The organism is Vibrio sp. UCD-FRSSP16_30 (assembly GCF_001676025.1).
Lineage (GTDB): Bacteria > Pseudomonadota > Gammaproteobacteria > Enterobacterales > Vibrionaceae > Vibrio.
On record NZ_LZFW01000001.1, the window covers coordinates 274,378 to 288,468 of the forward strand.

General features: G+C 42.2%; 13 protein-coding genes and 1 pseudogene. 7 read left to right on the forward strand and 7 right to left on the reverse strand.

The genetic code is table 11. From position 1 onward, the window contains the following. Positions 1 to 16: 16 nt before the first annotated feature. Together A9260_RS01205 and A9260_RS01210 are read right to left on the reverse strand one after the other, a co-directional pair. Entirely contained in the window at positions 17 to 295 is a 279-nt protein-coding gene (locus A9260_RS01205; RefSeq protein WP_068695369.1) for a type II toxin-antitoxin system RelE/ParE family toxin, read from the reverse strand. Continuing rightward, the gene (locus A9260_RS01210; RefSeq protein WP_068695371.1) at positions 292 to 576 is read right to left on the reverse strand and encodes a type II toxin-antitoxin system RelB/DinJ family antitoxin; all 285 of its coding nucleotides are present in this window, start codon (positions 574 to 576) and stop codon (positions 292 to 294) included. The genes A9260_RS01205 and A9260_RS01210 overlap by 4 nt, the downstream gene beginning before the upstream one ends. A 391-nt stretch (positions 577 to 967) precedes the next feature. Here A9260_RS01210 and A9260_RS01215 point away from each other — a divergent pair, with 391 nt between their 5' ends. Next, positions 968 to 1,573 (forward strand): hypothetical protein, encoded by a 606-nt coding sequence (locus A9260_RS01215; protein WP_068695373.1) that lies wholly within the window; start codon positions 968 to 970, stop codon positions 1,571 to 1,573. A gap of 200 nt (positions 1,574 to 1,773) precedes the next feature. Here the strand turns inward: A9260_RS01215 and A9260_RS01220 are convergent. Beyond that, positions 1,774 to 1,995: pseudogene (locus A9260_RS01220) on the reverse strand (phage integrase N-terminal SAM-like domain-containing protein); the annotation flags it as partial. 171 nt (positions 1,996 to 2,166) lie between these two features. Here A9260_RS01220 and A9260_RS01225 point away from each other — a divergent pair. Then, the gene (locus A9260_RS01225; RefSeq protein ID WP_068695377.1) at positions 2,167 to 3,075 is read left to right on the forward strand and encodes a restriction endonuclease; all 909 of its coding nucleotides are present in this window, start codon (positions 2,167 to 2,169) and stop codon (positions 3,073 to 3,075) included. Positions 3,076 to 3,328: 253 nt separating this feature from the next. On the opposite strand, the gene A9260_RS01230 is transcribed toward A9260_RS01225, so the two are convergent. Next, the gene (locus tag A9260_RS01230) at positions 3,329 to 5,719 is read right to left on the reverse strand and encodes a YgiQ family radical SAM protein (RefSeq protein ID WP_068695379.1); all 2,391 of its coding nucleotides are present in this window, start codon (positions 5,717 to 5,719) and stop codon (positions 3,329 to 3,331) included. 127 nt (positions 5,720 to 5,846) lie between these two features. Here A9260_RS01230 and A9260_RS01235 point away from each other — a divergent pair, with 127 nt between their 5' ends. The 3 genes from A9260_RS01235 (at position 5,847) to A9260_RS01245 (ending at position 8,100) form a co-directional block, all read left to right on the forward strand. Continuing rightward, positions 5,847 to 7,031, forward strand: coding sequence for a BamA/TamA family outer membrane protein (locus tag A9260_RS01235; RefSeq protein WP_068695381.1), 1,185 nt, complete (start codon positions 5,847 to 5,849; stop codon positions 7,029 to 7,031). A 58-nt stretch (positions 7,032 to 7,089) separates the two neighbouring features. Next, positions 7,090 to 7,806, forward strand: a complete 717-nt coding sequence (locus tag A9260_RS01240; protein ID WP_068695384.1) for a hypothetical protein — start codon at positions 7,090 to 7,092, stop codon at positions 7,804 to 7,806. 93 nt (positions 7,807 to 7,899) lie between these two features. After that, the gene (locus tag A9260_RS01245; protein ID WP_068695386.1) at positions 7,900 to 8,100 is read left to right on the forward strand and encodes a DUF4250 domain-containing protein; all 201 of its coding nucleotides are present in this window, start codon (positions 7,900 to 7,902) and stop codon (positions 8,098 to 8,100) included. Positions 8,101 to 8,162: 62 nt separating this feature from the next. On the opposite strand, the gene A9260_RS01250 is transcribed toward A9260_RS01245, so the two are convergent. From A9260_RS01250 to A9260_RS01260, 3 genes are all read right to left on the reverse strand, one after another. Continuing rightward, on the reverse strand, positions 8,163 to 8,708 hold the full coding sequence (locus tag A9260_RS01250; protein ID WP_068695389.1) for a hypothetical protein: 546 nt from the start codon (positions 8,706 to 8,708) through the stop codon (positions 8,163 to 8,165). A gap of 193 nt (positions 8,709 to 8,901) precedes the next feature. Further along, entirely contained in the window at positions 8,902 to 9,399 is a 498-nt protein-coding gene (locus A9260_RS01255) for a response regulator (protein WP_068695390.1), read from the reverse strand. A gap of 11 nt (positions 9,400 to 9,410) precedes the next feature. Further along, positions 9,411 to 11,414: an ATP-binding protein gene (locus A9260_RS01260; protein ID WP_068695492.1), complete on the reverse strand. Its 2,004-nt coding sequence runs from the start codon at positions 11,412 to 11,414 to the stop codon at positions 9,411 to 9,413. Positions 11,415 to 11,578: 164 nt separating this feature from the next. Between A9260_RS01260 and A9260_RS01265 the strand changes: the two genes are divergently transcribed. Continuing rightward, entirely contained in the window at positions 11,579 to 12,844 is a 1,266-nt protein-coding gene (locus tag A9260_RS01265) for a DUF945 family protein (protein WP_068695392.1), read from the forward strand. Between the two features lie 149 nt (positions 12,845 to 12,993). Then, complete coding sequence (gene serC / locus A9260_RS01270) at positions 12,994 to 14,082, forward strand: 3-phosphoserine/phosphohydroxythreonine transaminase (RefSeq protein WP_068695394.1); 1,089 nt, start codon at positions 12,994 to 12,996, stop codon at positions 14,080 to 14,082. Positions 14,083 to 14,091 lie beyond the last annotated feature (9 nt).

The window sequence follows — 14,091 nt, forward strand, 5'->3', positions numbered from 1 at the left end:
TGCCCACCGATTACAATTAGTCGGTAGGAAATTTTTGCTTCTGGTGTAGAACTCGCATTACACGAATTGTTGAGCCATCAACACAGTAGGAAACGATCATTGAGATTTCTGGGATAATCAGTAATCGTCCTCGAATACCATCACGTTGAACACCCATAAGTGGTTGCTCAAGTAAATTTTCTACTTTAGCTTCAATGATTTCATCAGTTTTGTCTGCCGCATCAGGGTTGAAGTCATAAAGAAACTCAAAGATCTTTTCACGATCATTTAGCGATTCTTCTTCCCATAAAATCATTGTTGCCCTCGGCTACGAATCTTTGCTTTTCTTTCAGCCATTCGTGCTTTTGCTGAGTCATGGTCAACAAATGAAGCTTTTCCTGAGTCAAACTTCTCAAATGCTAGGTTTACTTGTTCAGTTAACCAAGCGTCGTGAGCTAATGCTTTGCGTTGTTGTTCAGCCATTTGCTCAGTAAGTTCGCGGCAAGCATCGCTAAGTGTGCGTCCTTGGCTCTCAGCCATTTGCTGAGCTAAGCGTTTAATTTCGTCATCAACACGAAATTGAATTCTAGTGTCCATGATTAACTCCTAAATTGATGTGTGTACAAATGTTAGCACTGGAGTTGGGCAAGGGCAACTAACGAATAAGGATACGTCGCCCAGCCGACACTTTATCTGGGTGTTGAACAAGCCCAATCGTGTAGTTGTCTTCTATTAGTAAATTGCTCTTTGGTGAGTAGCTTGAAATGAGCCTCTAAAATTAGAGGGTACTGAAAGTATGGATGATGAAGTTTTTTCTTCCGCCTACGGCGCACCAGATTTGGGCGTTATATATCAAAGACAAAATGCTTTTGAATATCTCATTTTTAATGTGAATTATGTGATCGATTAGATAAGATTGCTTCAATTGTATGATTGTGATTGCACATATACGATATCATCGATAAACACTTTTAAACTGGATAATGAAATGTCTAATATGGGTAAAATTACAAAAGTTTTTTATTCCTCAAATACGAAAGTAGCGTCGTTAGTAAAAGAAGCTATAAGTATTTGGCCGTATGGATATTGTGAGTTCACATCTTCGCTACCGGAAGACAATGGTCAAAATTTAGATGAGTGGTTTGTAGAACTTACAGATAGAGGAAGTGATAGTAATAACAAAACAATCATTGATGCATACTTACATTTAGGGTGTGGTTTTTCTTTCGTTGATATTTATGAACCTGAAATGGAACGGTGGCTCGCGTCTGGTGATCAGTTTGAAACGTTAACTATAACTTCGACGTTTAAAGAGTTAGGTTATGAAGTTTATCACGCAGTTGCTAGATTGAAATCAGAACTGTATGACCTTAATCGTGAAATAAAAGCGTTAATTATTACAAGTGTAGGAAAGAATATATCCTTAGTAGATCATTCTCTATTTTCGTCAATTATACAATCAAATAATATTTATGGGTTGGCTAATGGGTGCCATCTCGATAATGTAGAAAATGCTTACATAAAGCTTCATATAGCAATTGGTTCTAAATTAATACTGCCTGATTCAGATATACCTGAATTCCTGAGAAAGTAAGTGATGTGAATGTAGTAACACAGGGGAAATACGCTTGTCTAATTTCTATATGGATTTGATGATGGACGTCAAAGTGAAGTAGAAATCAATTCTGTTCATAAAGTTGAAGTGATTAGTAAATCTAGTTTTTCTACAAATTAAATCTGAAGCTTATCGCGATAAATGGGGCATGTAGGCTTGGTGATGCCTACGCATGCCATGTCAAGTTTGTCAGTACTCCATGAGTGAGATTCGATGAGGTTAGCAAAGAAAGTTTTTAAGTAATCCGAACTTAAAGTATCTGGCGAGCGATCAAAACAATGAATAATCAGACGTACCGCACGGGAATAAGCGTCAATTTTCGTAGGTCGTTTACCTTGAAGCTTAAGATTGGTAAGGTGTTGTTCATAAAGGGAATTAAAGTGTTGATCAGCGCTGTTCATAAAATTAGAGGGTGCTGAAAGTATGGACGATGAAGGTGCTTTTCTACCGCCTAGGACCTCATTCAACAAGCACTTTAAACGGAACAAAAATAGTTGGCTTTGTTTCGTTCCTCAACAAGTATGGCCAACAATTTTTGTCCGCTTAAGTGGGTGTAAGTTCTTTGGAGTCCTATGAAGGTTCGGTATATAAAACTTGGTGATTCAGGGAAGTGGGAAAAGTCATGTCTTGAAAACGATCAAGTTGTTAGGCTTGGTTATAGCAGTCCGTTTCACAAAGAATCTTTAAATGGTGAATGGGATGCAGTACGTAACTTCTGGTTAGGCGAAAGAAAAAACAATTCAGGTGCTGCAACAAGAGATATCAACCAAATCAGAGATTTCTATGAGCTTTCAGAAACTGACCTTTGGATTACTTTTTATCAAAGAAAACTGTACTGGTGCCATGCAAAAAAGGAAGTAACCGAACTTGACGATGGTAGCCGAATTAGAGAAGTTATTGGGGCTTGGAGTTCACATGATAAGCAAGACAATCCTCTGACCATAGAAAACATTGATGGTCGTGTTACAAAAGTTCAAGGTTACAGGGGGACAATCTGTAGTGTAGAGCTAGAGGATTACCTTATTCGTAAGATTAACGGAGAACCACAACCCGAAGTTGAAGCGGCTAAGAAATCTTTATTGTTACTGAAAAGTAATGTCGAAGATTTAATTAAAGGGCTTTGGTGGAGCGACTTTGAGTTATTAATAGATTTAATCTTTTCTCAATCAGGGTGGCAGCGTATATCCGTACTAGGTAAAACTGAAAAAGATATAGATTTAGATGTATTCTCTCCGGTTTCTCAAAAACGAGCATTTGTACAAGTTAAGTCAACCACAAATTCAAATCAGTTTAATGAATATTATGAGATCTATAAGGAGTATAAACAATACGATGAAATGTATTTTGTTTATCATACCTTTGATGGAACTAAAGAACTGGTCATTGATGATCCTCGCGTCACAGTATGGGATATTTCTAGAGTCGCAGATTTAGTTATAAATGCAGGTTTAATTAGTTGGCTAATTGAAAAACGAACTTAACAAATAAGGATAAGTGCCACCCAGCCGGCACTTAATCTGGGTATTGAATAAGCCCAACCGTGTAATTGTCTTCTATTAGTAAATTGCTCTTGGGTGAGCAGCTTGAAATGAGCCTCATCTACTTTCTACAAGTCGTACGAGGCTATCGAGTTGAATCCGCTATTTCTGACCATTTACTTACTGTGATTGGTATAGCAAACAGCAAGGCGCAATGCCTTGCCGTTATAGCCTTGTTTTTATTTACAAAGATAACTTATCTCTGTCTAGCCGGTTTTTTACCCGCTTTTGGTTTCGCGGCATGTGGGCGATTTTTTTGTCCGTGGCTGCTACCACCATTATTGGCAGAAGATCCGGGCTTATGTTGGCCGGGTTTACCCTGCGAGCCGTTTCTTTGAGAGGGATTACCTTGAGAACCCGTTCCCTGACCTTGCCCTTGACCTTGATTGCGCTGTCCCGGTTTTGCGCCCGGTCTAGGCTTGCCTTTTGCATTAGGCTTGTTGCCATTCGGTTTATTGGTATTTGGTTTGCGAATATCGGGTTGGCTATCGGTATGTTTTGTTGCAAAACGATGCGCACCGTGACGACCTGATTTACGGCGTTGGGCTGGGGTCTGCGTATCGAGATCTTCCTCTGGCACTAAGCAATTTGGTTTATCACCAATAAGGTGCTTTTTACCTAGGCTGATTAAAGCTTCACGGATCAAAGGCCAGTTGGCTGGATCGTGATAACGCAATAAGGCTTTATGTAGTCGACGCTGGCGTTCGCCTTTAGCAACCGGTACATCTTCACGCTTTTTGTATTTAACACGTTTTAGCGGGTTGGTTTCTGAGTAATACATCGCGGTGGCATTACACATCGGCGATGGATAGAAGTTCTGTACCTGATCACACTCATAGCTGTTGGATTTTAACCACAATGCCAAATTCACCATGTCATCATCTTCTGTGCCGGGATGGGCTGAGATGAAGTAGGGGATAAGGTACTGCTTTTTACCCGCTTCTTGACTGTATTGCTCAAACATCTGCTTAAAGCGGTCATAGGAACCCATGCCCGGCTTCATCATTTTATCCAGAGGGCCTTTTTCGGTATGTTCTGGGGCAATTTTTAAATAGCCGCCAACATGGTGCGTGACCAATTCTCTGACATATTCAGGTGATTCAATGGCTAAGTCGTAACGAACACCAGATGCAATCAATATTTTATTCACGCCCGGCACTTTACGCGCTGCGCGATAAAGATCGATAGTGTGTTTATGATCGGTGTTGAGCTTGTTACAAATACCCGGGAACACACAAGAAGGGCGACGACAAGTTGCTTCGGCTTTAGGAATACTGCAACCAAGGCGATACATGTTTGCCGTTGGTCCGCCCAAATCTGAAATTGTGCCGGTAAAGCCGGGTACTTTGTCGCGAATCTCTTCTAACTCATTGAGTATCGACTCTTGTGAACGGTTTTGAATGATGCGTCCTTCATGCTCTGTAATTGAGCAGAATGAACAGCCACCAAAACAGCCACGCATGATATTCACCGAGGTTTTGATCATGTCATAGGCAGGAATTTTTGCTTTGCCATACATAGGGTGAGGCACCCGAGCAAAAGGCAGGCCAAAGACAAAATCCATTTCTTCAGTGGTCAGAGGAATAGGGGGTCTATTGACCCAAAGTTCACGATTACCGTGACGTTGAATCAGCGCGCGCCCTGAGTGAGGGTTAGTTTCTAGATGCATTATGCGGCTAGCATGGGCATACAAAATACGATCGTTGTGCAGTTTTTCAAATGCAGGGATACGAACAACGGTGGTTTCAGCGTCGTGACGGGTTGGGCGCACTGTAATGGGTTCAGCTTTGGCTTTTTCTTGCAGTGCGTCGGTATCGGTACATTTGTCATCAACTTCATAAGGGTTGGTCGGTACAAATGCTTTGCCCGGTTTTTCGATTCGTGAAGAGTCGATCACTTTATAGTGCGCTGGTGGCTCAGCTAAATTAATCGCTGTGCCACGAATATAGTTTAATTCGCTGATATGCTCGCCATTGGCTAGGCGATGAGCCACTTCTATTAGGGCGCGTTCAGCGTTACCAAACAACAGTAAATCGGCTTTGGCATCAAACAGTACTGAACGACGCACTTTATCTGACCAGTAATCATAATGGGCGATACGGCGCAGGCTGGCTTCAATACCACCTAATATAATCGGCGTGTCTTTATAAGCTTCGCGACAGCGCTGTGAATAGACCAAGGTAGCGCGATCAGGACGTTTACCGCCTTCATTATTTGGGGTGTAAGCATCATCATGACGCAGTTTTCTGTCGGACGTATAACGGTTGATCATGGAGTCCATGTTACCGGCGGTGATCCCAAAAAATAGATTGGGTTGACCTAGCGCCATAAACTCATCTTTATTGCTCCAATTTGGCTGAGCAATAATGCCGACACGAAACCCCTGAGACTCCAAAAGACGACCAATAATGGCCATACCAAAGCTTGGATGATCCACATAGGCATCACCGGTGATGATGATAATGTCACAACTATCCCACCCTAAAGCGTCCATTTCTTTGCGACTGGTTGGCAAGAATGGCGCGGTGCCAAAGCACTCTGCCCAATATTTTTTATATTGGTGAATTGGGGTGATGTTGTTGTGCATTTTTTAACCTCTTTTGAGCAAGCGGTGCATTATAACGATTCGTGCAAATGTTAGCTAGCACAAGCCTTGTTTTTATCTATACTCATTAAATACTCCTTTAATTTCATATATATAAGAGTTATTGAATATGACGAGCTCAAGATCTTGGTTGACTCTTTTACTGGGGCTGAGCGGCTCTTTTTCTGAAGTTGCCGTTGGGGTGGGGTTTACCGACCCCCTAGATGGCAAATTTGATGCAGGGGAATACCTTGCAGAAAATGCTTATGGCTTCCTGCCGATGCCGATTATTATCACGGAACCTGCGGTCGGTTATGGCGCTGGTATCGTGGGCATGTTCTTACATGAAAGTGACGAGCAAAAAGAGCAGCGCCGAAAAGTGGCTTTGCAGTCAGTGGATGGCGGGGCGAGGTTAATTCCTCCTGCGGTGACGGTTGTCGGCGGGGCTGCAACCGAAAATGGGACTTGGTTTGCTCTGATTGGTCATAGAAGGGTGTGGAATGAAGACGCGATTCGTTATTTTGGCGGGGTCGGTTTTGGCAGTGCCATTATGCAGTTTTACCCGTTCTCGTCAGATTTACTGAAAGACAAGGGCGTTGAAATTGAAACCAAGGGTCTTGGCGGAATGCAAAAGTTGCAGTTTCGAGTGGCTGACAGCCCACTTTATATTGGGGTGCAACAGTTTTACTCTAATAGCGAAATAACCACTAATGGCATTTTTGATAATGAGAGTAGTGGCTTTACTTTAGCCAAAACAATCAGTTCCGGTTTAGGGGTAAACCTTGAATATGATGCGAAAAATAACTTCTTTTATCCCACGCAAGGTTGGGACTTTAACGCAGAATATTTATGGTATCGAAATGGGATTGGCAGTGACAACGATTATGAGACTCTGTTTGTGTCAAGCTCGGCGTATGTACCCATTGCCACGAACTGGACACTGGCCTTTGCGGTTGAATATAACTCGTTAACCACTGATGAAAGCAAGCTTCCACCATTGGCGTACCCTGATATTAACTTGCGCGGTATTCCGGTTAATCGTTATCAAGGTAACTATACCAGTGCTTATCAAAGTCAGGTTATGTGGCAATTTACGCCTCGCTGGAGCGTGTCTTTATTTGGTGGTGTTGGTGGCAATAGCGGCACGGGAAGATCAAATGAAGGCGCGGAAGCGATGTTTGATGATATGAAATGGGCGTACGGCACAGGGTTTCGATATTTAATCGCTCGTCGGTACGGGATCCACATGGGAGCGGATATTGCCTTTAGTGAACAAGATAACGCTTTTTATTTTAATGTCGGAACAGGATTGTAATCGACTAGTGTGCCGTTAAACTAACGCCTCTTTACTTTTAATATTGATGATTGACGTTATGCATTTGTACGCCCAACTTTCTGTCCAGATTTTATTACCTATGACGATAGGTGCGTTAGCGATATTAATGATCGCGCTGTTAAAGGGGGATATTTGCCCAGGACAGCGTGGTCGTCTGCATAAACAGCTGCCGATTATTACCTGTTTATTTTTTGTCTGTGCCGGTGCAATGCCCGCTTTTGTAGTGCCAGCAAGCCTGCTGATTTACTTTTCAATGCAAACAAAAAGCCAAACTAAAAAGGGTAAAACTCGCGACAGTGGGCCGGTATTACTGTTGGGACTGGCATTATTTTCGGCCACTTTGTTTTGGCTGTACGCAATGATAAGCCCGATTTTAGACAACAAGCTTGTATCAATATTCGGTTTGGTGCTTGCGTCATTGGCAACGCTTATTTTCTTAGGCGCAGCTCTAGCGCATCTATTAATGATTAGAGCAAGAACACGCCTGCAAGCTTTCCATACGCTATTACCGGTTGCCGGCATACTGTCACTGATGCTCCTAGTGTTATCGGTGCTGATTCAAGCTCACTGGGTATGGGCTGATGACAGTAGCGCGGTAATTGAGATCATAACTAAAGCATTTCCAGTGTTATTGATGGCGATTATTTTATGGAGTTGGCATCTATTTCGTTCTTCAAAGGTCAACTTAACTCAAATTAGTTTAGCCTTGCTGTTTGGGCTTGTTGGAAGCGGCTTGTTGTTACCACTATTTTGAAGGATTTTTGCTGTTGATCACTGCTAAATTAGTCATGCTCAACTAATCTTATATTAGGTGTTTTGGGGTAGCGGCTAAGCAAAGAGGTGATATATGGATCTAACTAACGTTAAACGCTGGGATAGCAATATTTTACTAGGCATCGTTAATGAGAAGCTTCGCCTAGAGTGCAGCAGTATTGAAGAACTCTCTAGTATGTATGAAATTGATATCAATGGGCTAGTCGATAAGCTCAGTGATGTTGGTTATCAATATGACCCGTTAACCAACCAATTTAAATCCTTTAAAATTTAGTCAAATTCAGATAAAAAATGGCGACCAACAAGGTCGCCATTTTTTATTAAAGGGTGCTTTTGTTAGAAAACAAAGCGGGTGGTGAGCATCAGTTGGTCACCATAGAAGTCATTAAGTTTACCTTCTAGACCAATAGAGAATAGCTCGGTTGCGTGGAAACGACCGTAAACGCTACCAATCCAATCATCATTAGAGTCGATGGTCACATAACCTACGTTGCCACCTAGCTCAAATTGTGGACCTAACCATTGACGCCAGCCAAGGTTAACTTCCATACCTAGCTTATTATCGTATTTATGGTTGTCGACAACGCGCAGTAACATTTCACCTGTAATGTCAGCCCAGTTGGTTGCAGGAGCATGAAAACCAAAACCTGTGCGCAGGTTATAGTCGCTCTCAAATTCTGAATCAATGGTCGTTACAAAGTGAGCATTTGGGTGGACAGATTTACTAAAGCCAGCACCAAAAGTGAGTGGCGCCATACCGATACGAGCATCGAAATAATCGTAGTTAAAGTTGCTCATGGTTGCTGGGCTTTGGCTGTTAGCAAACGCAGTGCCAGAAAAAGTCGCAGCTACAGCTAGTGCAGCACAGGCTAGTTTACGCATAATTATTGATAACCTACTTGGTGTAATTGTGTGTCCTTGGCTTAGGGGAGTGCTCCCTGCATCATGCCTATAATAATGATGTGCCTTTATCATCCAGTCATATTAATAGAACAATGGAACTACCTCCACTAAAACAGAGGCTTATATTGGCTAATTTTCTGTCAAACTTTGTAAAACTGGCAAATTAGTGCGTTTAATCACCAAATTCGATGCGTCTTTTTGACATCTCTTGCAATATTTTTGCTGTATTGAGATATTTAGCCCATTTCATGGGTTCAGTTGTTGACTCTAAAACATAGCGAGTGAGGTGATCGGTGACGACTTTGATGAGTTGCTCTTTATTCCATGGCTTTGCAATGTAGAAGTCTAAACTGTGATTATTAATCGCATTCACGGTGTCATTAAGGTCTGCCTGTCCCGTCAACAGCAATTTTTTACAGCTCTTGGTTTGTTTTTGTTCGTGCAGTTCAATAAGAAAATCGACGCCGGTTTCTTTGGGCATAATGTGATCGCATAAAATTAAGGCTAACGGCACTTGCTCGGATTGATAATCGGCAATGACTTGGCGAGCCTCAGCCACGGATTCCGCGGCTTCAATATCGCAAAATTCACTAAAGTCCTTTAAATCGCGAACGACGCTATCCAGTACATCTCTTTCATCATCGACACATAAAATAAGCAATTTATCCATGGATTGCCTCCTTATTGGTAGTTGTTAGAGGCAAAGGGGAGATGAACGATCATCTGTGTGCCTTTGCCTAATTCAGATTTAACGCTAATGCTTCCTTGGTGCTGGTGGACGATTTGCTTACACACCGATAAGCCAATGCCTAAACCAAAGTCACCTTTTTTTTTGGTGGTAAAGTTGAGCTCGAAAATTTGCTCTATCTGTTTAGGGTCAATGCCTTCACCGTTATCTTCAAACACCACTTCAATAAATTGACCATCTCTGATGAGTCTGGTGTGAATAATCAGTTTTCCCTCTGGGGACATGGTTCGGCCTGATGTTGTTGAACCTGATGCAGTAGAGCTTGATGCTGACGTGGACATCTTTTGCTTAGCGGCAATAGTATCAAGGGCGTTAGATAATAAGTTTGTCCAAACTTGTTGCAGAGCGATGGGGCGACACAATGCGCTGTGTGTTAACTGATAGTCTCGCACTACATCAATGTGTTTTAGTCGGTTTTCAAAGATCACTAGGGTATCTTCAATGCCTTCATGAATATCGATGCTATGGTTTGATTCTTGATCGGAGCGGGCATAACTTTTTAGGCTTTTAACCATGTCGGCAATGCGTTGTGAGCAGACATTAATTGATCTCAAGGTTGTGCCAGCGGTATGAAAATGCTCTAACTCGTGCAATAGCGTATTCATTGCCTGACTACCATTGGCATTTTTGTGTTCAAAAAGAGTCTCAATATGCTCGGTAAGCCCCATTTGCACCACAAGTTTGGCCTGCTGACGGCTTTCCAGTTTGTCTTCAATGGCTTTGGCTTGCTGTCTTAATGATGAGGTCGAGATTGGATTAGACAGTAACGCTCGTTGCAGTACTTGCGCGCCCAAACTTTTGCTTAGGGCGCTAAATTGCTCGGTATCACGGCTAATTTCGTCGATCAGCGTATCAGAGCTGCGTAAAATGGCGGCAACTGGATTGTTTAGCTCATGAGCCACACCGGCCACAAGTTGTCCAAGCACCACCATTTTTTCGTTTTCGATTAATTGCGCTTGAGCCGCTTCTAGGGATTCAAAGGTGTGTTGCAGTTGCAGCTTGGTATGAATACTGCGCTGAAGTCTGCGGTTAAAGTGACGTAACAGTAGGTTAGTAAACAGTGGCAATAGGGCGCTGTTAGAATGCATCACTTCGGTAAACGTTGTTTTACTGAGTTTAATGACACGAGTCGGGCTTAATGTAATGCCGGTAGAAAATGATTTTTCTCCGGTGACAAATGACATTCCGCCAATAATGCCGCCTTTTCCATGTTTGACCACTTCACGACGTTTGCCGTATTCATCTTGTTTATAAAGAGCCACTTCACCTTGGGTAATAAACCAAAGGTATTGATTGGAGGTACCTTCTTGAGTCAGTAGATGAGACGACGAATAGCGCCTGATTGCGCGAGTTTCGTCATTTTTGGCAAAAAAAGCTTCTAGAGCGGTACACACTTTTTCAGATAATTCATCGTCACTCATTGAGTGGTAATCTCGAATGAAATCACTGCGATAAGCGTGAATACGTCGATCAACGTGTGCTCTAATGATTTTTTGACTGTCTAAGATAGAACCATAAGGGAGCCAATCGACATGAGGCTGATTAATGATAAATTCGGTCAGTTCTTTTTTGACAACTTGGTAGGTATTGTCATGTTGTAGAGGGTGAGTAAAACAATGATCTAAGCGACCTTCATTGACCGCAGTAATAATGCTATCGAGCTGATTAACATCGCAGGTGAGTATTTTGCGACAGCTTGGATAGTGTGGTTCTAAATCAACAAGTATCTGAGAGGCACTGTTGTTAATTGATTGCGAGGCAATGATTAAGGCCAGCTGTTCACTGTTTTGACGAATACGCTGTAAAAGCGCATACGCCTCATTAATATTTTGCGCGAACAACAGCGTAAACTTACGCTCAAATGGTTTTAGGGCCTGTTTGAGCGTTGCGGTTGAGTCTGGATCATCTTCGATACAAAGAAGGCAATATTGAGTCATCATTAACCCACATTTTTATTGCACTGTAGCAAGTTTTCAGCAAATCGAATGAGATCCAGTTAAAGTTACTGTCAGTAAACTGCAAAAAACACAGAAAATGCTGATTTATCGCAATTTGTTCTGTATAAACGTAATTCAACGTCAGACATAGAAATCATAAGAATATGAGACAATTAAAGCTTGTTGCCGCTGTTGGCGGCGCCGTCGCTCTTATCGGGATTTGGCCACTTGCGGTCGGTCAAATAGGGCAAACTATCATTACTGATGGTGTGAAGAACTTCAGCAATCAAGATGTTAAAGTTGAGCTAGAAGAATATCACAGAGGATATTTTAGCTCTGAAGCGAAAGTATTGGTGACGGTAACCGATCCACAAGCCGTTGCGCAGCTAAAAACGTATGGTTGGCCAACACAGTACGAGCTTATCCATGATATTCATCATGGTGTGTTTAGCCTGACGGGCGAAACTTACTATGCTAATAATCCACAGCTGAAATTAGACACCAAAACTCAGCTTAATGGTAATACTGAGTTCTCATCTCATATTCAATCACAAAAATTTGCAGCAGCAGGACATGAGCCTGTTACCGCGCTACTCAGTTCACTAACGATTGATGGCTCTGTCACTGTACTTGGGCATTTAAACTACACCATGAGCATGCCGTCGCTTGAGCTTGATTACGCATCAGGCAGTGTGGTTCATTTTGCCGGATTAACCAGTAATGGTGATGGCAAACTTGAGCAAGATATGTGGATGGGTGAACAAACGGTTTCTCTAGACAGCTTTGTGGTGAATGACTACGAAGGCGTTAACGTACTGGAAGCAAATGGTTTTAACTATCAATTTAAAACCAGTCAAGACGAGCAAGCGCAAACCCTGCAAGGCGATTATCAGCTAGCAGTTAAAGAGTTTAAAAATCATGACGGTGAAGCTGCTAACTTAAATTTAAGCTTTACTGCCAGTGGCTTTGATAAGTCTTCTTTCTTAGAATTGACGCAAATGTATCAAGAGAGTCCGGTATGGACGCAACAAGATACAGAAAAAGCACTGCCTAAGGTTGATTCACTTTTGCAAAAAGGCTTCTCTTTATCCTTGAATAAGTTTGGTGTTGATATTGATGAAGGTCGTTTTGAGACTAACTGGAATATCGATCTACCTGAAGGCCAAGCGAACTCTTCACAAGATGTATTGCAGTTATTGAATCTACTGCAAGGTAATATGAAGGCGTTCGTATCGAGCGATCTTGTGATGGCTTATCCCTTTATTCAGCAAAACTTAGATGAGTTGTTGATTATGGATGTCGCCACTCAAGAAAAAGACGGCTATAGCATGTTACTCAAATTGCATGACGGAAAAATCAAACTGTCTAATGGTACGGAAGTACCAGTACAATCATTACTAATGCCTATGTTAATGCAGCAAACGCATTAAAACCCCATAGCGATGACAATTTAAAGCCACAGTTAGCCACTTTTTACTGACTGTGGCTTTTTTATATCCAAATCAGACTTAAATCTTGTTTTAAGCTGGGGTATAGTCATTGATAACATTGAAAGAATTACTTGGAGTACGTAAACAAAATGGATGCTATTTATAACTTTAGTGCTGGACCTGCTGGCCTACCAAAACCTGTGATGGAACTGGCTCAACAAGAGTTTGTTAACTGGAATGGTATGGGGCGCTCGGTGATGGAAATCAGCCACCGCAGTAAAGAGTTTATTGAAGTATCAACCAATGCTGAGCGTGATATACGCGAGCTGCTTCAAGTGCCTAGCAATTATAAAATTCTATTTTGTCAGGGCGGAGCACGAGCGCAATTCTCTGCTGTGCCAATGAACCTACTCGGTCAATCAAAGAAAGCTTGTTACATTAACGGTGGCTACTGGGCAAACAGTGCAGTCGAAGAAGCAAGCAAATACTGTGACGTTCAATCTGTTGCTGTTAAAACTGAAGTTGACGGCAAAGTTGCGATTAGCCCAGCCTCATCTTGGACTATCGATGCTGATGCAGCCTATGTGCATTACTGCCCAAATGAAACCATTGATGGCATCGAAATCAATGACTTGCCAGTTACCGATAAACCAATTGTGGCAGATATGTCATCTACCATCTTATCGCGTAAGATTGATGTGAGTAAGTTTGGCGTTATTTACGCCGGCGCGCAAAAGAACATCGGTCCTGCAGGCATTACACTGGTGATTGTTCGTGATGACTTGCTTGATCTAGCGAAAGACTTTCTACCAAGTACACTGAGTTACAAACTGTTAGATGAAAAAGATTCGATGTATAACACGCCGCCAACGTACGCATGGTACTTGTCTGGGCTTGTGTTCAAGTGGTTGAAGTCTATCGGTGGTGTTGCTGAAATTGAAAAGCGTAACCGCAATAAAGCCAGCGCATTATATAAAGCGATTGATGATTCACCGTTTTATAAAAACAATGTTCACCCTGATAACCGTTCATTGATGAACGTACCGTTTCAGTTGGCAAAACCTGAGCTTGATGCATTGTTCCTAGAACAAGCAGAAGCAAAAGGGCTGGTAGCGTTAAAAGGGCATAGAGCCGTTGGCGGTATGCGCGCATCAATTTATAACGCAATGCCTGAAGAAGGGGTGGCGGTATTGGTTAAGTTTATGCATGATTTTGCCGCTGAGCATTCAGATAGCTAATCACTCTTT